We start from the raw sequence: 19,785 nt of genomic DNA, 5'->3' as shown, positions 1-19,785 counted from the left end.
GAACCAAACTCCGGGTGTGGGCCCCGGGGCAGCCGGGACGAGGGGTGTCACCGCGATCATGCAGAGCGACCAGCGGCCGTCATGCCGCCTGTGCGGGGCGTCGGGCCTGGTCAGCGTGGTCGACCTCGGGGCGAGCCCACCGTGCGAGTCGTTTCTCGCCGAACCGGAACTGGCCGCTCCCGAATTAACACTGCCGTTGCATGTGCGACTGTGTACGAAATGCTTTCTCGTCCAGTTGCCGCCGTTGCTCGACCCGGTCGAGACATTCACTGAGTACGCCTATTTTTCGTCATTTTCCAACTCGTGGCTGAAACACGCCGAGACGTTCGTGACCACCGCCGTGGACCGCCTCGGGCTGACCGGTTCCGCCTTCGTCGTCGAGGTCGCGAGCAACGACGGGTACCTGCTGCGCAACGTCGTCGAGCGGGGCCTGCGGTGCCTGGGCATCGAGCCGTCGGTCAATGTCGGGCAGGCCGCCCGGGAGGCGGGCGTGCCCACGCTGACGGCGTTCCTCGACCCGGACACCGGCGCGGCGGTCCGGCGCGAGCACGGGCCCGCGGACCTGGTGGTGGCCAACAACGTCTACGCGCACATCCCCGACATCCTGGGCTTCACCCGCGGGCTGCGGGAACTGGTGGCCGACGACGGGTGGCTTTCGATCGAGGTGCAGCACCTGCTGACCCTCGTCGAGTCGACCCAGTACGACACGATCTACCACGAGCATTTCCAGTACTACACGGTCGCCACGGCCCGGCGAGCACTCGAGACCGCCGGGCTCGCGGTCGTCGACGTCGAGAAGTTGCCCACGCACGGCGGATCGATCCGGCTGTGGGCGCGGCCCGAGGCCGTGGCCGGCGAGGCGAGCGAGCGGATGCGCGCGATCCTGGCCGAAGAGAAGGCGGCCGGTTTGCACGATTCGAGCGGGTACGAGGATTTCGCCGCGCGGGTGGAAAACGTCCGGCTCGATTTGCTGGAATTCCTGGTCCGGGCCCGCCGCCGCGGTGAGACCGTCGTCGGCTACGGCGCGCCGGGCAAGGGGAACACGCTGCTCAACCACTGCGGTATCCGCCCGGATCTGCTGCCGTACACGGTCGACCGCAACCCGTACAAGCACGGGCGGTACACGCCCGGTACCCGTATCCCGATCTTCGCGCCCGAGCGGATCGCGGCCGACCGGCCCGACTACGTCCTCGTCCTGCCATGGAACCTGCGGGCCGAGTTGTGCGCCCAACTCGGGTACGTCGCGGACTGGGGCGGGCGGCTGGTCTTCCCGATCCCGCGGCTGGAGATCGTGACCCCCGACGGAGAGGTGGACTGACTCGATGAAGGTGGTGCTGTTCTGCGGCGGTTACGGCATGCGCATGCGCAACGGCCCCGCGGACGACGTGCCGAAACCGATGCAACTGGTCGGTCCCCGGCCGCTGCTGTGGCACGTCATGCGCTACTACGCCCACTTCGGGCACAAGGACTTCGTGCTGTGTCTGGGTTACGGCGCCCGGCACATCAAGGACTTCTTCCTGACCTACACCGAAACCGCGTCGAACGACTTCGTCATGCGCGAGGGCCGGGTCGACCTGCTCGCGACCGATATCAGCGACTGGTCGATCACCTTCGTGCACACCGGGGTCGAGTCCACGATCGGCGAGCGGCTGCGGCGCGTGCGCGACTACGTGGCCGATGAGGAGATCTTCCTCGCCAACTACGCCGACGTGCTCACCGACGCCCCGCTCGACGAGATGATCACGAACTTCGCCGGGGCCGACGCGGGCGCCTCGATGATGGTCGTGCCACCGCAGTCGACGTTCCACTGCGTCGAACTCGAGGGCAGGCAGGTGCGCTCGATCAGCCCCGCCAGCCGCCTGCCGGTGTGGGAGAACGCCGGATTCTTCGTGCTACGCCAGGAAGTCTTCGACCACCTCCCGGAAAACGGTGATCTCGTCGAGGACGCGTGCGGCACGCTCGCCGAGAAGGGACGGCTGGTGGCCTACCCGCACCAGGGGTTCTGGCAGCCGGCGGACACGTTCAAGGAGCGCGCCGCGCTCGACGCCGCCTATGACAGCGGCGCGCGGCCATGGATGTTGTGGGAAAAGACTCGGGTGGTCGCGTGAAGGTACTGCTGACAGGACATCAGGGCTATCTCGGCTCGGTCATGGCGCCGGTGCTGCGCGCGGCCGGGCACGAGGTGGCCGGGCTCGATTCGGGTCTGTTCGCCGACTGCGTGCTCGGCCCGCGCCCGGACGACCCGCCGGGTGAGCCGGTGGATCTGCGTGACGTGCCTGCCGGACGGGTCGCCGGGTTCGACGCGGTGATCCACCTGGCCGCGCTGTCCAACGACCCGCTCGGCTCGCTCGCGCCGGAGCTGACCTACGACATCAACCACGCCGCGTCGGTCCGGCTGGCGCGCCTGGCCAAGGACGCCGGGGTGCGCCGGTTCCTTTACGCCTCGACGTGTTCCGTGTACGGCGCGGCCGGCGAGGAGCTGGTGACCGAGGACGCGCCGCTGCGCCCGGTGACGCCGTACGCCGAATCCAAGGTGCGGGTCGAGGACGATCTGCACGAACTCGCCGACTCGTCGTTCAGCCCGGTGTACCTGCGCAACGCCACCGCGTTCGGGTTCTCGCCACGGCTGCGCGCCGACATCGTGCTCAACAACCTGGTGGGCCACGCGGTGCTCACCGGTGAGGTGCGGGTCCTGTCCGACGGCACGCCGTGGCGGCCGCTGGTGCACGCACTCGACATCGCGGCGGCCTTCACCGAGGCGCTCGCCGCGCCCGTGGACGCGGTGCACGACACCGCGTTCAACGTCGGCACCGAGGTCAACAACCTGACGGTGCGCGAGATCGCCGAAGCCGTGGCCGACGCGGTTCCCGATTCGAAGCTGCTCATCACCGGCGAAGCCGGGCCCGACCCGCGCTCCTACCGCGTGGACTTCTCCCGCATCCGCGCGGCGATGCCCGGGTTCGAAGCGCGCTGGACGGTGCCGGCAGGCGCGCGGGAACTCGCGGACGCCTACACCCGGTACGGGCTGACCGTGGCCGGGTTCGAGCAGCGGTTCACGCGGCTGGCCTGGCTGCGCGAACAGCGAGATCGCGAACTGCTGGAGCACGATCTGCGCCGACGGCGAACCTGAACTCCCGCCAGGCGTCTGATCACCATCTCCCTCCCCGAAACCCCGCCCCGTGAGGAACCATCACGTGACGATCACCGACTCCCCACGCTCGTTCACCGGCCGGCCCGAGTTCGAGAACCTCGGCGACGCGATCGCCCGCGCGTCTCGGCGCGTCCCGAAGCGCCGCCTCGAACCCGAGGTGACCATCGTGGTGCCGGCCAAGAACGAGGCGGAGAACCTGCGGCTCGTGCTGCCCGAGTTGCCGCCGGTGCACGAGGTGCTCGTCGTCGACGGGCACTCGCACGACGACACGCTCCAGGCCGCGCACGAGGCACTGCCCGGCGTCCGCGTCATCCAGCAAACCCGGCGTGGCAAGGGAAACGCGCTCGCGTGCGGGTTCCAGGCCGCCTCCGGGGACGTGATCGTCATGTTCGACGCGGACGGCTCGGCCGACCCGGCGGAGATCCCGCGGTTCGTCGACGCGCTCGTCGGCGGCGCGGACTTCGCGAAGGGCAGCCGGTTCACCGCGGGCGGCGGCAGCCATGACATCACCGCCCTGCGCGCGGCGGGCAACTCCGGTCTGAACCGGCTGAGCAACACCCTGTTCAGCGGCGGGTTCACCGATCTCTGCTACGGCTACAACGCGTTCTGGCGCGATCTGGTGCCGGGACTGGCGCTCCCACCGGTGTTCGACCCGCCCGGGCAGGCGATGGCCTGGGGCGACGGGTTCGAGATCGAGACAGTGATCAACTGCCGGGTCGCGGCGCTCGGACTGTGGATCACCGAGGTGCCGAGCGTGGAGCGAAAGCGCATTCACGGCGAGACGAACCTGCGCACGTTCTCCGACGGAGGCCGCGTGCTGCGCACCCTCGTCGCGGAATGGCAGCGCGTCGGCAGGCAGCGCCGTACCCGCCGGTTCGGCGAACTCCTTCCCCCCGAAGCGAGTAGTGCCGTGAGGGGGTCCCTCACGGCCGATTCGGGCATGAGGGGGTCCCTCACGGCGGTTGTCCGGCGGGGAGGGGGCTTGGGTGGGAGAGCCTGATCCCGCGACCACTGTCGTGATCTGTGCCTACACCGAGCGACGCTGGGACGACGTGGTCGCGGCGCTCGTGGCGGTGCGGGCCCAGACCGCGCCCGCGGGCGAGATCATCCTCGTGGTCGACCACAACCCGGCGTTCGAACAGCGGGCGGCCGCGGAGTTCGACGACGTGCTGGTGGTCGCGAACTCGGGGCGGCGCGGGCTGTCGGGGGCGCGCAACACCGCGATCGAACTCGCCAAGGGCGAGGTGATCGTGTTCCTCGACGACGACGCCGTGCCCGAACCCGACTGGCTCGAGGAACTGCTCGCCGGCTACCGGGATCCGCGGGTGCTCGGCGTCGGCGGCTCGGCGCGGCCGGTGTGGCCGGACGGGCACCGCTCGCCGCTGCTGCCCGCGCGGGGTAGCGGCACCGGCGAGCTCGACTGGGTCGTCGGCTGCACGTACACCGGCCAGCCCGAGGCCGAGGCGCCGGTGCGGAACCTCATGGGCTGCAACATGTCGTTCCGCCGCGAGGTGTTCGAGCTGGCCGGGTTGTTCACCGAGGATCTGGGCCGGGTCGGCCGCACCCCGCTGGGCTGCGAGGAAACCGAACTGTGCATCCGGCTCCACCACGCTTCCCCCGATTCGCTCGTCCTGTTCCGCCCGTCGTCGGTCGTGCGCCACCGCGTCACCCCGGACCGGCTCACCTGGCGCTACCTGCGTCACCGCGGCTGGGGCGAAGGCGTGTCGAAGGCCCTGGTGTCGCGGTCGGTCGGCGCGGACGCGGCGCTGGCCACCGAGCGCGACTACCTGCGCCGGGTCATCCCGGCCGCGATGCTGCGCGAGCTTTTCCGGCTGCCGCGAACGCCGGGGTTGTTCGCGCTGTTCCTCGTCGTCGGCGCGACGGCGGCGGGCTACGTCCGTGGCAAGCTGAGCCGCAAGCGGCTGAGGATCCGGTCCAGCAGGCCGAAACTCGTGCACGGCCCGGTGCACGTCGCGGCCGTCGACGTCCACAACATGCCCGCGCGGCTGCGGGTCCCGCCGCGCTCGGTCGGGCACTACCGCGCGGCGCAGCTACTCGTCCGCGACGGGCGGCGCACCCTCGACGTGGTGCTGCTCCCGGTGCGCGACGGGGTGGTCCGGCTCGACCTGATCGGCACCGGAATCCCTGCCACACCGGCGAAATCGGGGTTCGAGCGGCCGCTGATCAGCGTCGTGGTCCCGACCGCGCACCGCAAGGGCCAGGCGCTGGCCAGCGTGCGCGCCGCGCTCGCCGCCGGTTATCCGAAGCTGGACGTCATCGTGGTGGACAACTTCCCGCCCGGTCCGGACGGGGACGATTGGCTGCGCGAGGAGGTGGAGAAGCTCGGCGCCCACTATCTGGTCGAACCGCGCAAAGGGGTGAGCGTCGCGCGCAACACCGGTGCGGCGGCGAGCACCGGTGATTTCGTCGCGTTCCTCGACGAGAACATCAGCGTCGAACCCGGCTGGTTCGACGCGGTCGCCGAGGAGTTCGTCGCCGATCCCGAGGTGGGCTGCGTGACGGCGATGGTGCTCCCGGCGAGCCTGGAGACCGACGCCGAGGTGCTGTTCGAACGGCTCAAGGGCTACAGCCACACGGTGCGCCGCCAGCGGCTCGACCGCGAGACGGTCGGCGAGGACCCGCTGTATCCGCTGTCGATGGCGCGCTACGGCCCGGGCAGCTGCACGACCTGGCGCCGCTCGACGTTCGAGGGCCTGCGCGGTTTCGATCCGTTGCTGGGCGCGGGCACCCCAGCGATGGCGGGGGAGGACCTGGACCTGTTCGTGCGCCTGGCCCGCGCCGGCGGCACGGTCGTCTACACCCCGCACGCGGTCGCCCGGCACACCCACCGGGCCGGCTGGCTCGAACTGCGCGAGCAGATGCGCGGCTACGGCGTCGGCCTTTCGGCGATGCTGCTGCTTTCCGTGCTACGGCGGCCGATCGGCGTGTTCTCGATCCTGGCGCGGCTCCCGCGCGGGCTCGCGCGGCTGCGCTCGCGGAGCCCGGAGCTGCCGCTGTCGGATCGCGCGGCCCGGTCCCGGCTTCGGCAGCTGCGCCGCGACGAGCGCTATGGCATGCTCAGCGGCCCGCTTGCGCTGGCGCGGGCGTGGAAGCGGCACCGCGTGGACGCCCGTTCGGGCCCCCGGTAGAGAATCGCCGACGGGTTTGATGGAAGGAAGGCAGTGGCCGAGCAGCTCAGGATCCGGCGGATCACGGCGTACTGCCTCCTCGGTGTCTGTTTCGTCACCGCCCTCCTGATCGTGCTGAACCTGCACACTCCGGTCCGCACGATCGCGGTGCTCTTGTTCACCGGGACGGCGCCGGGCTGGGCGCTCATCTCCTACGTCAACGTCCGGCACCTGTCGGTCACCTGGATCGGCGCGGTCGGGCTCTCGCTGTCGGTCGGCCTCGTGGTGTCGCAGGCGCTCGTGCTGACGCATGCCTGGCATCCGGAGGCCGCCGTGCTGGGCCTGGTGTTCGCGACGGCGGCATTGCTGGCGCATCACGTGCTGCGGAGCCGCCCGCGGAGCGTGCCGTGACGCAGGCAGGCAATGAGGCGGAGACCGCTCCCAGGCGGGGCTCGGCGAAAGGGGTCGTCGCCGACGGGCTCGCCCTGTCGGCGAGTGCCGCGATCACCGCCGTCGCCGGGATGATCGGCTGGGTGCTCGCCGCCCACCTGCTGCCCGCGGCCGAAGTCGGTGACACGTCCGCGTTCGTGTCGGGATTCCTGCTCATCGCGGGGGTCGCGGAACTCGGGCTGGGGCCGGCGATCCTGCGCTGGCTGCCGCGTTCCGGCGCGCACAACCGACGGCTGCTCGCCCGCGGCTATCTCGCGGTCCTGCTCGGCGGCCTCGCCGGATCGGCGGTGTTCGTGCTCGTGCCGGCGGGTGCCGAGGTCGTGGACCGGCTCCCGGCGGGTGTCCTGCTGTTCATCCCGGCCGCGGTCGGCTGGACGCTGTTCCAGTTCCAGGATTCGGTACTGACCGGACTCGGCCAGGCCCGCTGGGTCCCGGTCGAGAACGGCTCGTTCAGCGTGCTGCGGCTGGCCCTGCTCGGCGGGCTCGCCCCGGTGATCGGTTCGCTCGGGCTGGTGCTGTCGTGGATGGTGCCGACCGTGCTCGGCGTCGCCGTGGTGACCGTGCTGGTGTTCCGCCGCGTGCGGCCCGGCCCCGGCCCGGGCGAACTGCCGGACCGGCGGGAACTCGTGCGGCTGCTCGCGCCGACCTATCCGGCGACGGTCTGCCTGGTGGTGCTGTACAACCTGGTGCCGCTGATCATCCTGCACCGGTTCGGCGCCGAGGCGAACGCCGTGTTCTTCGTCGTCTGGACCGCGATCAACGCGCTCGACGTGGCCGCCACCGCGTTCGTCAACCCGCTGGTCGTCCGGCTGTCCGCGGAACCCGGCCAGGCCCGCGGTCTGGTCCGCGAAGCCGGCGGGCGGCTCGTCCTGGTCTTCGCGCCGCTCCTGCTGATCGGCGGAGTGCTGGCGGGCGTGCTGCTGGCGATCTTCGGCCGCGAGTACACCCAGGGCGCCGACCTGCTCCGCATCCTGCTCGTCGCCCAGTTGCCGCGGCTGGCCGTCGTGCTCGGCGTCGCCGTGCACCTCGCGTCGGGCCGCGGGCTCGGGGTCGCGGCACTGCACGCGGTGACCGCGCTGGCCGCCGTCGTGCTGGCCCTGGTGATGCCGAGCCAGTTCGCGTTCGGCGCGGGAATGCTTGTCGCGCAAGGAGTTCTCGCCGTCGTGGTGCTGGCGGACCTGCGCACCCGGCTGCCGGGGGTACGACGGTGACGAACCTGCCGACCCGGTTGCTGCGGCCTTTCCGCCCGAACCGGCCCATCCGCCGCTACCCGGGCCGCAACGAGCCCGTGCACTACCCGCCGTCAAGCGGCGGCCCGACGCGCTACATCCCGGCCGCCGGGAAGCTCGCGCCCCCGCCCGAGGACGCCCGGCCGCCGCGCCGCGCGGTCGAGTCGCAGCCGCGGCTCGGGACGGGCGCGGGACGTCCGGCGTTCCTGGGCGATCCGTTCTTCGGGCCGGCGCTCGCCGGGGTCGCGCTGATCCTGTGGGTCGTCGGGCTGCACCCGATCCCGCCCTCGGAGATCGGCGGGATGGGTCTCGTCGCCGAGTTGTCGATCCCGACCCTGCTGTCGTACCCGGTGCTGGTCGCCGCGGTCGTGCTGGAACTGCTGCGCTACACCCCGCGCACCTGGTTCCTGTCCGCGTACACGCTGCTCGGTGTCGTGTTCGTCTACGGCCTGCAGCCCGCGGTCGAACAGGTCGCGCGGCTGCCCGTCGGCTGGCTGCACGTCGGGTTCGCCGACTACATCGCCACGCACGGCGACATCCTGCACAACTACGACGCGCGGTTCTCCTGGGCCGGGTTCTTCTCGCTCGTCGCGATGATCACCAAGGCCGCCGGGATCCCCGACGCGGTTCCGCTGCTGAACTGGGCTCCGGTCGTGCTGTCCGGGCTGATGGTGCTCGGCGTGCGGGCGCTGGCGGTCTCGGCACTGGGCAACCGCCGCGCGTCCTGGATCGCGCCGTGGCTGTTCCTCGCCGCGGACTGGACCGAGCAGGACTACTTCTCCCCGCAGGCCGTCGCGATGGTGCTGCTGCTCGCGGCGCTCACGCTGACCTTCCGCCACCTGATCCGGCCTCGGCTGACCGAGTCCGTGAAAGCCCGGCTGCGCGCGCGGCTGGCGCCGCGATCGAGTCCGAAGGCGCGGCTGGTCGCCCAGGGCGCGGTGGTACTGATCGGGATCGCGCTCTCGTTCACCCATCAGCTCACGCCGTTCCTGCTCGGCGCGCTGCTGCTGTTGCTGCTGCTGTTCGGGCGGCTGTGGCCGGCGTGGCTGCCGTTCCTCGTTCTCGGCGCCGCCGTCGTGTGGTTCTCCCTCGGTGCCTCGGAGTTCTGGAGCGGGCAGCTGATCCAGATGATCCTCAGCCCGTTCGGCGACGTCAGTTCCTCGGTCGACGAGGGCATCGTCAACCGGTTCGCCGGCGGCACCGGGCATCTGATCGTGCTCGTCGTGCGCGTCGCGGTCACCCTGTTCGTGCTGGCGCTCGGGGCGGCGGGCATCTGGCTGATGCGCCGGGACGCACTGCGATCCTGGCTGCTTCCCGTGCTGTGCCTCGCCCCGTTCGGCATCGCGGTCGCCCAGCCCTACGGCGGCGAAGTGTTCATGCGCTGCTTCCTGTATTCGCTGCCGATCGTCGCACTGCCGGCGGCGATCGCGCTGGAACGGGCCGCCACGAGCGCGCGCCGGATGCGCTGGCACAACCGCCCCGGCCGGACCATCGCGCTGGCCGCCATCCCGTGGGTCGTGCTCACCGGGCTGATCGCCTCGACCGTGACCGCGCGCGGCGGCAACGACGCGTACACGAGCTTCACCCGCAGCGACATCGCCGCCGCGACCTGGGCCGTCGAGCAGGCCCAGCCGGGGCAGCGGGTGGATTCGCTGGTGAACTCGGTCCCGCTGTCGTTCATGCGGGTCGGCGAGGTGTCCCAGTACGAAGTGGACGGTTACTGCACGCGGCTGGACCAGCTGGATCCCCTTGTCGGGTGCATCCGCGAGTCGGGGCCGGACTATCTCGTGCTGACCGGGCCCCAGCTCGCGTACCTGAAGATCTTCGACGGTGTGCCGGCGGACTACGGTGACCGGCTGGTGAAGGGCCTGGAGGGCACCGGTCTGTACCGGCTCGCGTTCAGCGACGACGGATCGCTGGTGCTGGCCAGGACCGTCCCGGCGGAGGACAACGTGCAAGGCAGTGGTGGAGGAACAGGGTGAGCAGGCTGGCGGGGCAGGTGCGGATCGAGCTGTGGGCGATGACCGTCGGCGCGGTGGTCAACGGCGTGCTGGGCAGCGCGCTCATGCCGCGCCCGCTGCGGCTGGCGGGTTACCGGCTGCTCGGCGCGCGGGTGCGCTCCGGCAACATCTTTCCCGGCCTGCGCGTGTACGGATCGATGCGCAACCTCGAGATCGGCAGGCGGACCTTCGTCAACGCCGAGTGCTACCTGGAGCCGGTGGCCCCGATCCGGATCGGTGAGGCCTGCCAGTTCGGCCCGCAGGCGATGATCGTCACCTCGCACCACCCGAGGATGCCCGACGGCACCGTGTCGCGCGTGTCCGAGGGCCGCGCGGTCCGGATCGGGGACCGGGTGTGGGTCGGTGCGCGCGCCCAGATCCTGCCCGGCGTCACGATCGCCGACGACGTGGTGATCGCCGCCGGCGCGGTGGTGACCAGAGACTGCCCGGTGCCGGGGGTGTACGCCGGGGTCCCGGCCCGGCTCGTGCGTGAGACGAGCGTCGCCACATGAACCCGGCGGATGTGCTCACGCTCGTCACGGCGCTCTTCGGGGTGGCGCTGCTGGGCGTGCTGATCGTGCGCACCGTGCTCAAGGAACTCGCGGTCGGCCGCCGCTCGACCGACTCGGCCAGCGCGCGCACGAGCCGCATCCGCACGCTCGACATCGTGGCGCTGGCGCTCACCGTGGCGACCGTGATCGGCGCGGTGTGGCGGATCGTGGCCGGGCTGACGTCATGAGGACAGGTCAGGAGGAATCGTCGTGAGTACACCCGCGGTGTCCGTCTGCGTTCCCGCTTACCAGGCCGAGCGGTACCTCGCCGACGCGGTGCGCAGCGTCCTGTCGCAGACTTTCACCGGATTCGAGCTCGTCGTGCTGGACAACGCCTCCACCGACCGCACGCCCGAGATCCTCGCGGGGTTCACCGACCCCCGGCTTCGCGTGGTGCGCAACGAAAAGGTGCTGCCGCTGGCAGACAACTGGAACCGGGCCGTCGCGGAAACCACCGCGCCGCTGGTGAAGCTGCTGTGCGCGGACGACCTGCTGCACCCGCACTGTCTCGAACACCAGTCCACGGTGCTCGCGACCGATCCGGGGCTCGCGCTCGTGTGCAGCCGCCGCGATCTGATCAACGAGGAGGCCCGGCCGATCAGCCGCAACCGCGGGCTGCGCGGGCTGCTGGGCAGGCAGCGGAACGCCGAGGTGATCCGCAAGATCGTCCGCCACGGCGGCAATCCGCTGGGCGAACCGGGCGGCGCGCTGTTCCGCCGCGAGCATTTCGACGAGGTCGGCGGCTTCGACGCGCGGTGGCGGTTCCCGATGGACCTCGCGCTGTGGATCCGGTTGCTCGAGTTCGGCGACTTCTTCGGGATGCGGGACTCGCTGGCCGCGTTCCGCGTCGGCCGCGGTTCGGTGTCCTCCCAGGCGCAGCGCGCGGAGTACGCGGAGCAGCGCAGCCTCAGCGAGTCCCTGGCGGCTTCCCCCGACTGGCCGGTGCGGCGGCGAGACCGTCTCGTCGGGGTCGCGAAGGCGCCAGGGGCACGGTTGCGCCGCCAAGCGTTGTTCCTGCTTGCCAAGGTGCAGGCGGAACGCGAGGGAAACCCGCCGATCCGGTGACGGCCACCCGATCGGGGGAGGTATTTTGACGCGGGTGAAACGCCGAGTGATCGTCCTCGTGGTCGGTGCCCTCCTGGCCGTCGGTGCGGTGTTCGCGGTGCGGGCCACCGCGGAGCGATTCGGCTCGTCCGACGCGCAGGAGGCGGCACCGACGCTGGGGTCGAGCCTGCCGAGCGTGATCCCCACCCGCCCGTCCACCGGCGAAGCGGCGCTCAACCTCGGCTGGCAGCGCATCGACGGTGACGAGTTCGACGGCGCGAAGGTCGACACGACCCGCTGGCGCGTCTACGACGGCTACAACGCGGCGTCGAAGGAGACGCTGAGCGCGAAGCAGTGCAGCGTCTCGGGAGGGGTGCTGACGATCACGGGCCTGGCGAACGCGGCCGGTACCACCTGCGGCATGGCCTGGAAGCAGAACCGGACCTTCGGCCGCTGGGAGGTCCGTGCCCGTTTCCCCGCGCCCGCCGACGCCGGTTTCAACCCGGTGTTCCTGCTCTGGCCCGCCGACGACGCGAACTGGGCCGCAACCGGCGAGATCGACTTCGCCGAGGAGTACGACACGGCGCGGCAGTACGTGCAAAGCTGGCTGCACGGTCCCGGCAACACCGACGGCGGCTACTACCAGAGCCACCGGTTCGACATGACGCAATGGCACAACTACGCGGTGGACTGGCAGCCCGACCGGATCACGCTCTACCTCGACGGCCAGCCGTGGGGCGCCTACCTCGACCGGCCGTTCATCCCCCAGAAGCCGATGCATCTGGTGATCCAGCAGAATTACAACCGCAAGCATCCGGGTATCCCGCTGCAGTCCTCGGTGCAGATCGACTGGGTGCGCATCTACCGCTGAGCGTGACGACCGACACACGGAAGGTGCGAAATAGTCAAGCGCTCAACTAGGTTGGGCAGAGGTGACGCATTCCCAATGCCCCGAAGGGGAGACCCAATGACCTCCACAGCCAGCCCGGCCGCTCTGGCCGGCGCGCTCAACGTCCCGCACGACGTCCAGGATCTGCTGTTCCGCGAGGCCCGCACGGCCAACAGCTTCAGCGACGAGCCGGTGACCGACGAGCAGCTCCAGGCGATCTACGACCTCGTCAAGTGGGCGCCGACGTCGATGAACACCCAGCCGCTGCGCGCGCTGGTGGTGCGCAGCCCGGAGGGCAAGGAGCGGCTGGTCAAGCACATGGCCGAGGGTAACCGCGCCAAGACCGCCAGCGCCCCGGTCGCCGTCGTGCTGGCCGCGGACACCGACTTCCACGAGAACCTGCCGAAGACCTTCCCGCACAAGCCGGACGCCAGGGACATGTTCTCCGGCAGCGAGGCGGGCCGCGAGGGCTTCGCGCGGCTGAACTCGCTGCTGCAGGTCGGCTACTTCATCATCGGCGTCCGCGCCGCGGGCCTGGCCGCCGGCCCGATGACCGGGTTCGACAACGCCGGGCTCGACGCCGAGTTCTTCGGCGGCACCAAGTGGAAGTCGCTCGTCGTGGTGAACGTCGGCAAGCCGGGCGAGAACCCCTGGTTCGACCGCCTGCCCCGCCTCGACTACGACGAGGTCGTGGAGACTGTCTGAGTCTCCCTGACCGCAGCCGGCCGGCGGGCGGCGGATAGCATCGGTGGGTACCCACTTCGTTCGAGGGAGCCCATCGTGAACCAGCCGTCGTCCGTCGCAGCCGCACCCGCGCCGAGCGTGGTGGTACCGGCCGGGACCACGGCGGGAGCAGCCGTTCGCGACGCGGGCCTGCCGACGAAGGGCGCGGACGCGATCGTGGTCGTCCGTGACGCCGAGGGCCGCCTGCGCGATCTGGCCTGGGCGCCCGAGGCCGGCACCCAGGTCGAGCCCGTCGCCGCGAACACCGAGGACGGCCGCAGTGTCATCCGGCACTCCGCCGCGCACGTCCTCGCCCAGGCCGTCCAGCAGCAGTTCCCCAAGGCGAAGCTCGGTATCGGGCCGCCGGTCAAGGACGGGTTCTACTACGACTTCCAGGTCGACACCCCGTTCACCCCCGAGGATCTGCAGGCGCTGGAGAAGCGCATGAAGCAGATCGTCAAGGGCGCGCAGCAGTTCTCGCGCCGGGTGGTGGACTCGGTCGAGGCCGCCCGCGAGGAACTGGCCGACGAGCCGTTCAAGCTCGAGCTGGTCGACCTCAAGTCCGAAGTGGACACCTCCGAGGTGATGGAGGTCGGCGGCGGGGAACTTACGATCTACGACAACCTCGACCCGCGCACCAAGGAACGCGTCTGGAGCGATCTGTGCCGCGGCCCGCACGTGCCGACCACCAAGTACATCCCGGCGTTCAAGCTGACCCGCGTCGCCGCCGCGTACTGGCGCGGGGACGAGAAGAACCCGCAGCTGCAACGGATCTACGGCACCGCGTGGGAGTCCGGCGAAGCGCAGGAGCAGTACCTGGAGCGGATCGCCGAGGCCGAGCGACGCGACCATCGCCGGCTCGGCGCGGAGCTGGACCTGTTCTCCTTTCCCGAGGAGATCGGCTCCGGCCTCCCGGTGTTCCACCCCAAGGGCGGCATCATCCGGCGCGAGCTGGAGAACTACTCGCGGCGCCGCCACGAGGAGTCCGGCTACGAGTTCGTGAACACGCCCCACATCACCAAGAGCGGGCTGTTCTACACCTCCGGTCATCTGCCCTACTACGCGGACACCATGTTCCCGCCATTGCGCCTGGAGGACGAGGAGTACTACCTCAAGGCGATGAACTGCCCGATGCACCACCTGATCTTCCGCTCGCGCGGACGCTCCTACCGGGAGCTGCCGCTGCGGCTGTTCGAGTTCGGCACGGTTTACCGCTACGAGAAGTCCGGGGTGGTGCACGGGCTGACCCGGGTGCGCGGGCTGACCATGGACGACTCGCATATCTACTGCACCCAGGAGCAGATGCCCGGTGAGCTGCGGTCGCTGCTGCGGTTCGTGCTCGACCTGCTCGCCGACTACGGCCTGTCGGACTTCTATCTGGAACTGTCCACCCGCGGCGACAGCGACAAGTTCATCGGCAGCGACGACGAATGGGAACAGGCCACCGAGACGCTGCGGCAGGCGGCCGTCGACTCGGGCCTTGACCTCGTGCCGGACCCCGGCGGCGCGGCCTACTACGGCCCGAAGATCTCGGTGCAGGCCAAGGACGCGATCGGCCGGTCTTGGCAGATGTCGACCATCCAGCTCGACTTCAACCACCCCAAGCGGTTCGAGTTGCAGTACGCCGCGGCCGACGGGAGCCGCAAGCAGCCGGTGGTGATCCACCGCGCGCTGTTCGGGTCGATCGAGCGGTTCTTCGGGGTGCTCACCGAGCATTACGCGGGCGCGTTCCCGGCGTGGCTCGCCCCGGTCCAGGTGGTCGGCATCCCGATCGCCGACGAGCATGTCGACCATCTGCGGTCGGTGGAGAAGGCCTTGCGCGCCAAGGGAATCCGCGTCGAGGTCGATACGAGTGACGACCGGATGCAGAAGAAGATCCGCACCCACACCACGCAGAAGGTGCCGTTCCTGCTGCTCGCGGGCGGCAAGGACGTCGAGGCGGGCGCGGTGTCGTTCCGGTTCCGCGACGGCGGGCAGATCAACGCCGTCCCGGTGGCCGACGCCGTCGAGGCGATCGCGGACTGGATCGCCCGCCGCGAGAACAGTTCGCCGACCGCCGAAGCATTCGGGGCGGTTCTCGGGTGAGTGAGCCCGAACTCGTTCCCCAGGACGGCGCCGGGGTCTCCGACGCATTGCAGCGGCTGTGGACCCCGCATCGCCTCGCGTACGTGCAGAACCAGGAGAAGTCGGAGGGCTGCCCGTTCTGCCGGCTGCTCGGCCTGCCCGACGAGGAAGCGCTGATCATCGCGCGCGGTGAGCACGTGTGGGCGGTGCTGAACCTGTACCCGTACAACCCCGGGCATCTGATGGTGCTGCCGTACCGGCACATCGCGGACTACCCGGACCTGACCGCCGAGGAGACCGCGGAGCTGGCGGAGTTCACCCAGCACGCGATGAAGGTGATCCGCTCGGTCTCGGGTGCGCACGGGTTCAACATCGGGATGAACCAGGGCCCGATCGCGGGCGCCGGTATCGCCGAGCATCTGCACCAGCACGTCGTGCCCCGCTGGGGCGGCGACGCGAACTTCATGCCGGTCATCGGGCACACGAAGGTGCTGCCTCAGTTGCTGGGGGAGACCCGCGCGCTGCTGGCCGACGCCTGGAAATGAACGAGGGCCGGCCGTCCGCGCGCGGAAGCCGGCCCTCGTGCCCGTGGCTCAGTCCTGCAGACCGGCCTCGATGTCCAGTTCGATCTTGATCTTGTCGCTGACCACCGCGCCCGGCACGCCGGCGCCGACGGCGAAGTCGCCGCGGTTGATCTCGGTCGAGGCGGAGACGCCCAGGACCTTGCCGTTCGGGCTGTCCCCGAAGCCACCGAGTTCGGCGGCCAGCGTGACCGGCCTGGTGACGCCGTGGAGGGTCAGGTCACCGTCGATGAAGAAGTCGCCGTCGTCGGCGCGGACCCCGGTCGAGGTGAAGGTGATCGTCGGGAAGTTCTCGGCATCCAGGAAGTCCGCGCTGCGGACGTGGCCGTCGCGCTGCTCGTTGTTGGTGTCGACGCTGGTGGCGTGGATGGTCGTGGTCACCGTCGAGTCCAGCACGTTCTCCGCGGTCACGATGGTCGTCTCGACCTGGTCGAACCGGCCGCGGACCTTGGACACGCCCAGGTGCCGGACGACGAAGGTGACGTCGGAGTGGGCTCCGTCGAGTTTCCAGGTCCCCGCGACGTAGCCTGGGATCTCGGTGGTGGGTGCGCTCATGGGGTCTCCTCTTGTTTGACCTGTGCTACCAATTGAGCTCTCAACCACGAGCCTACCGAATTCTGGTTGAGAGCTCAACAACGGGTAGAATCGTCCGTATGGCGGGAACTCGATGGCTCAGCGACGAGGAGCAGCGCGTCTGGCGCGACTTCATGGCGGCCGTGGACATGGTGCGCGGGCACGTCGAAAGTCAGCTCCAGCGCGACTCCGGCATGCCACACACCTACTACGAGGTGCTCGCCGCACTTTCCGAGGAGCCCGGCCACACCCTGCGCATGAGCGAACTGGCGGAGCGGTGCCGTTCGTCCCGCAGCCGGCTCTCGCATGCGGTGGCCCGCCTGGAGGACAACGGCTGGGTCCGCCGGGACCACTGCGCGACAGACAAGCGCGGCGCCTTCGCGAGGCTGACCGCGGAAGGCTTCGCCGCGATCCAGGCCGCCGCCCCCGGTCACGTCGAGGCCGTTCGCCAGGCCCTCTTCGACGTGCTGACCCCCGAGCAGGTGCGCGCCCTCGGTGAGGTGATGCGCACGGTTCGTAACCAGCTGAGCGCACCCTGCGCCGCCGCGATCGCCGAGGAGGACTCCGTCGACGCCGGTTCGGCACGCTGCTCGGCCCGCTTGGGCGCGCCGGGGCGTTAATGCCTGGTGACAGGTGGATAGGCTGCGCTCGACCACATAACCGATTCCGCAGCCAGGTGACCTTGACAGCGATGAGCAAACCGGCCCCTCCTCCCCAGATCTGATGCTGAACATCTTCGCGCGCGCGTCGGTGTCCCGCGCCCTCGATCCCCTCGCCCACGTGCTGCTGCGTGCCGGTATCACACCGAATGTCATGACCGCGATCGGCACGGTGGGCGCCATCGCGTGCGCCATCGGCTTCTTCCCGACGGGGATGCTGCTGTGGGGCACGTTCACCGTGTGGGGCTTCGCCATGCTCGACCTGCTCGACGGCGCGATCGCGCGCGCTCGCGGGCACGGCACCCGGTTCGGCGCGGCGCTGGACGCGACCTGCGACAGGCTCGTCGACGGCGCCCTGTTCGCGTCGATCGCCTGGTGGTGCTTCGCCGACTGGGGCAACTCGCGGGCCGCCGCCGCGACGCTCATTTCCCTGGTGCTGGGCCAGGTCATCTCCTACGTCAAGGCGCGCGCCGAGGCCTCGGGGCTCTCGGCCGACGGCGGCCTGATCGAACGCGCCGAGCGGCTGATCATCGCGCTGGTCGGGACCGGCCTGCAGGGCCTGCACGTGCCGTACGCGGTCGAGGGCTCCCAATGGCTGCTCGCGGTGCTGTCCGCGGTGACCCTGGCGCAGCGGATGTTCTCGCTCGCCGCGTCCGCGCGGGAGGCGCGCCCGTGAGTGCGTTCACCCAGCGCGCGAGCGACCTCGCCTATGCCGCCGGCTGGCGGCTGGCCCGGCGCCTGCCGCCGGGGTTCGCCGATGCCGCCTTCGGGCTGGGTGCCGACTTCGCCACGCGCCGGCGCGGGCCCGGCGTACGGCAGCTACGCAAGAACCTCGCCCGGGTCGTACCGCAGGCGGGCCAGGCCGAACTCGACGAGCTGACCCGGCAGGCGATGCGGTCCTACACGCGGTACTGGCTGGAAGCCTTCCGCCTGCCCACGATGGACGTCGACGCCGTGCGCGGGCGGTTCCAGAGCGCGCTCACCGGGGTGGAGAACCTCGAGGCCGCGCTGACCGAGGGCAACGGGGCCGTGGTCGTGCTGCCGCATATGGGCAACTGGGACGTCGCGGGCCTGTGGCTGGTCGGCTATGCCGGCTCGTTCACCACCGTCGTCGAACGGTTGCGGCCCGAGTCGGTGTTTCGCCGGTTCGTGGCCTACCGGGAGTCGCTCGGGTTCGAGCTCGTACCGGCTTCCGGCGGTACGGGCCCGTTCCGGCTGCTGCTGCAACGCCTGCGCGAGAACAAGGTCGTCTGCCTGGTCGGCGACCGTGACCTGGCGGGCTCCGGGGTGCCGGTGGAGTTCTTCGGCGAGCGGACGAGGATGCCGCCCGGCGCGGCGCGTCTCGCGCTGAGCACCGGAGCGGCCCTGCTGCCGGTCGGCGTGTGGTTCACCGATGACGGCTGGGCCGCGCGCATACACCCGCGGATCCGCGTCACCGCGCGCGCCGAGATCCCCGCCGCGGTGCAGGCGATGGCCGACATCTTCGCCGGGGACATCGCCGCGCATCCCGCCGACTGGCACATGCTGCAGAAGCTGTGGACCGCCGACTTCGGCGACGCCGAGCCGGAGCCCGCGGCCGAGGAGGCGGCGGCCGGGTGAAGATCGGCATCGTCTGCCCCTACTCCTTCGACGTCCCCGGTGGCGTGCAGGGGCACATCGTCGACCTCGCCCGTGCGCTTATCGAACGCGGGCACGAAGTCTCCGTGCTCGCCCCCGCCGACGAGGACGCGGATCTGCCGGAGTTCGTGCACCCCGCGGGCAAGGCGCTCGGCATCCCCTACAACGGCTCGGTCGCGCGGCTGCAGTTCGGCCCCGTGTCCTACGCGCGGGTGCGCCGCTGGCTGCGTGAGGGCAGCTTCGACGTGCTGCATCTGCACGAGCCGACCGCGCCGAGCCTGTCGCTGCTCGCGCTCAAGGTCGCCGACGGCCCGATCGTCGCGACCTTCCACACCTCCACCCCGCGGTCGCGGACGCTCTCGGCGTTCCAGCCGGTGCTGCGGCCGCTGCTGGAGAAGATCACCGCCCGGATCGCGGTTTCCGCGCTGGCGCGGCGGGTCCAGGTCGAACATTCCGGCGGGGACGCCGTGGAGATCCCGAACGGGGTCGACGCGGAGTTCTTCGCGCGGGCGTCCCCTTTGGACGGTTACCCGCGCGCGGGCGGCACTCTCGGGTTCGTCGGGCGGTTCACCGAACCCCGTAAGGGCATGGCCGTCCTGCTCGACGCGGCGCGCCGGATCCTGCCCGAGTACCCCGAACTGAAGCTGCTCGTCGTCGGCCGCGGCGAACCCGAGGAGCTGCGGCGGATGGCCGGGCCGGAGCTGGCGCCGCATGTCGAACTGCTGGGTCAGGTCGACGACGCGATGAAGGCGCGCGCGCTGCGCAGCGTCGACGTGTACTGCGCGCCCAACCTCGGCGGCGAAAGCTTCGGCATGATCCTCACCGAGGCGATGGCCGCGGGCACCGCGGTGGCCGCGAGCGCGCTCGACTCGTTCCGCCGGGTGCTCGACGACGGCCGTGCCGGTGTCCTGTTCCCGGCTGGTGACGCGGGTGCGCTCTCCGACGCCCTGCGCGAGCTGCTCTCCGACCCGGCCCGCCGCTCGTCGCTGGTCGCCGCCGCGGGGGAGCGGGTCACGATGTACGACTGGTCCGTCGTGGTCACGCAGGTGCTGCGGGTCTACGAGACGGCCGTGGCCGCCGACCCGCGGCGGGTCAGCGCGCAAGAGGTGCCCTCGTGACCTGGTTC

Annotated in this window: 20 protein-coding genes; 19 read left to right on the top strand and 1 reads right to left on the bottom strand. The window is 70.7% G+C overall.

The genetic code is table 11. From position 1 onward, the window contains the following. Positions 1-58 precede the first annotated feature (58 nt). The 15 genes from FG385_RS11980 (at position 59) to FG385_RS11910 (ending at position 15,774) form a co-directional block, all read left to right on the top strand. Positions 59-1,318: a class I SAM-dependent methyltransferase gene (locus FG385_RS11980; RefSeq protein WP_139096876.1), complete on the top strand. Its 1,260-nt coding sequence runs from the start codon at positions 59-61 to the stop codon at positions 1,316-1,318. A gap of 4 nt (positions 1,319-1,322) precedes the next feature. Next, the gene (locus FG385_RS11975) at positions 1,323-2,108 is read left to right on the top strand and encodes a glycosyltransferase family protein (RefSeq protein WP_139096755.1); all 786 of its coding nucleotides are present in this window, start codon (positions 1,323-1,325) and stop codon (positions 2,106-2,108) included. Beyond that, positions 2,105-3,130, top strand: a complete 1,026-nt coding sequence (locus FG385_RS11970; protein WP_139096754.1) for an NAD-dependent epimerase/dehydratase family protein — start codon at positions 2,105-2,107, stop codon at positions 3,128-3,130. The genes FG385_RS11975 and FG385_RS11970 overlap by 4 nt, the downstream gene beginning before the upstream one ends. Before the next feature lie 64 nt (positions 3,131-3,194). Further along, a complete protein-coding gene (locus FG385_RS11965) occupies positions 3,195-4,151 on the top strand; it encodes a glycosyltransferase family 2 protein (protein WP_235022527.1) in 957 nt (318 codons plus the stop codon). Further along, positions 4,138-6,300 carry a glycosyltransferase gene (locus FG385_RS11960; RefSeq protein WP_139096752.1) on the top strand — a complete coding sequence of 721 codons (2,163 nt, stop codon included), beginning with the start codon at positions 4,138-4,140 and terminating at the stop codon, positions 6,298-6,300. Before FG385_RS11965 ends, FG385_RS11960 begins: the two co-directional genes overlap by 14 nt. Before the next feature lie 33 nt (positions 6,301-6,333). Further along, positions 6,334-6,690 (top strand): hypothetical protein, encoded by a 357-nt coding sequence (locus tag FG385_RS11955; protein ID WP_139096751.1) that lies wholly within the window; start codon positions 6,334-6,336, stop codon positions 6,688-6,690. Further along, positions 6,687-7,940, top strand: a complete 1,254-nt coding sequence (locus tag FG385_RS11950; RefSeq protein WP_139096750.1) for a lipopolysaccharide biosynthesis protein — start codon at positions 6,687-6,689, stop codon at positions 7,938-7,940. Before FG385_RS11955 ends, FG385_RS11950 begins: the two co-directional genes overlap by 4 nt. Further along, positions 7,937-9,940 (top strand): hypothetical protein, encoded by a 2,004-nt coding sequence (locus tag FG385_RS11945; RefSeq protein WP_139096749.1) that lies wholly within the window; start codon positions 7,937-7,939, stop codon positions 9,938-9,940. Before FG385_RS11950 ends, FG385_RS11945 begins: the two co-directional genes overlap by 4 nt. Continuing rightward, positions 9,937-10,470: an acyltransferase gene (locus FG385_RS11940; RefSeq protein ID WP_235022526.1), complete on the top strand. Its 534-nt coding sequence runs from the start codon at positions 9,937-9,939 to the stop codon at positions 10,468-10,470. The genes FG385_RS11945 and FG385_RS11940 overlap by 4 nt, the downstream gene beginning before the upstream one ends. After that, positions 10,467-10,697 (top strand): hypothetical protein, encoded by a 231-nt coding sequence (locus tag FG385_RS11935; protein WP_139096748.1) that lies wholly within the window; start codon positions 10,467-10,469, stop codon positions 10,695-10,697. Before FG385_RS11940 ends, FG385_RS11935 begins: the two co-directional genes overlap by 4 nt. 22 nt (positions 10,698-10,719) lie before the next feature. Further along, positions 10,720-11,574 (top strand): glycosyltransferase family 2 protein, encoded by an 855-nt coding sequence (locus FG385_RS11930; RefSeq protein WP_139096747.1) that lies wholly within the window; start codon positions 10,720-10,722, stop codon positions 11,572-11,574. A gap of 34 nt (positions 11,575-11,608) precedes the next feature. Next, positions 11,609-12,424, top strand: a complete 816-nt coding sequence (locus FG385_RS11925; RefSeq protein ID WP_139096746.1) for a glycoside hydrolase family 16 protein — start codon at positions 11,609-11,611, stop codon at positions 12,422-12,424. A 96-nt stretch (positions 12,425-12,520) separates the two neighbouring features. Then, positions 12,521-13,147, top strand: coding sequence for a malonic semialdehyde reductase (locus FG385_RS11920; RefSeq protein WP_139096745.1), 627 nt, complete (start codon positions 12,521-12,523; stop codon positions 13,145-13,147). Between the two features lie 75 nt (positions 13,148-13,222). Continuing rightward, entirely contained in the window at positions 13,223-15,250 is a 2,028-nt protein-coding gene (thrS, locus tag FG385_RS11915; RefSeq protein WP_139096744.1) for a threonine--tRNA ligase, read from the top strand. Beyond that, a complete protein-coding gene (locus FG385_RS11910; protein ID WP_139096743.1) occupies positions 15,247-15,774 on the top strand; it encodes an HIT family protein in 528 nt (175 codons plus the stop codon). Before thrS ends, FG385_RS11910 begins: the two co-directional genes overlap by 4 nt. Positions 15,775-15,822: 48 nt before the next feature. On the opposite strand, the gene FG385_RS11905 is transcribed toward FG385_RS11910, so the two are convergent. Further along, the gene (locus FG385_RS11905; RefSeq protein WP_139096742.1) at positions 15,823-16,365 is read right to left on the bottom strand and encodes a YceI family protein; all 543 of its coding nucleotides are present in this window, start codon (positions 16,363-16,365) and stop codon (positions 15,823-15,825) included. 98 nt (positions 16,366-16,463) lie between these two features. On the opposite strand from FG385_RS11905, the gene FG385_RS11900 reads away from it, so the two are divergent. The 4 genes from FG385_RS11900 to FG385_RS11885 all read left to right on the top strand — a co-directional run bounded on the left by FG385_RS11900 (position 16,464) and on the right by FG385_RS11885 (position 19,777). Next, on the top strand, positions 16,464-17,003 hold the full coding sequence (locus tag FG385_RS11900) for a MarR family winged helix-turn-helix transcriptional regulator (RefSeq protein ID WP_139096741.1): 540 nt from the start codon (positions 16,464-16,466) through the stop codon (positions 17,001-17,003). Between the two features lie 103 nt (positions 17,004-17,106). After that, a complete protein-coding gene (gene pgsA, locus FG385_RS11895) occupies positions 17,107-17,718 on the top strand; it encodes a phosphatidylinositol phosphate synthase (protein WP_139096740.1) in 612 nt (203 codons plus the stop codon). Beyond that, the gene (locus FG385_RS11890; protein WP_139096739.1) at positions 17,715-18,641 is read left to right on the top strand and encodes a phosphatidylinositol mannoside acyltransferase; all 927 of its coding nucleotides are present in this window, start codon (positions 17,715-17,717) and stop codon (positions 18,639-18,641) included. The genes pgsA and FG385_RS11890 overlap by 4 nt, the downstream gene beginning before the upstream one ends. Further along, a complete protein-coding gene (locus FG385_RS11885; RefSeq protein WP_139096738.1) occupies positions 18,638-19,777 on the top strand; it encodes a glycosyltransferase family 4 protein in 1,140 nt (379 codons plus the stop codon). Before FG385_RS11890 ends, FG385_RS11885 begins: the two co-directional genes overlap by 4 nt. The last annotated feature ends 8 nt before the right edge of the window (positions 19,778-19,785 follow it).

It is taken from the genome of Amycolatopsis alkalitolerans (assembly GCF_006152065.1).
Lineage (GTDB): Bacteria > Actinomycetota > Actinomycetes > Mycobacteriales > Pseudonocardiaceae > Amycolatopsis_E > Amycolatopsis_E alkalitolerans.
This window is presented reverse-complemented; position numbering and strand designations above follow the sequence as displayed.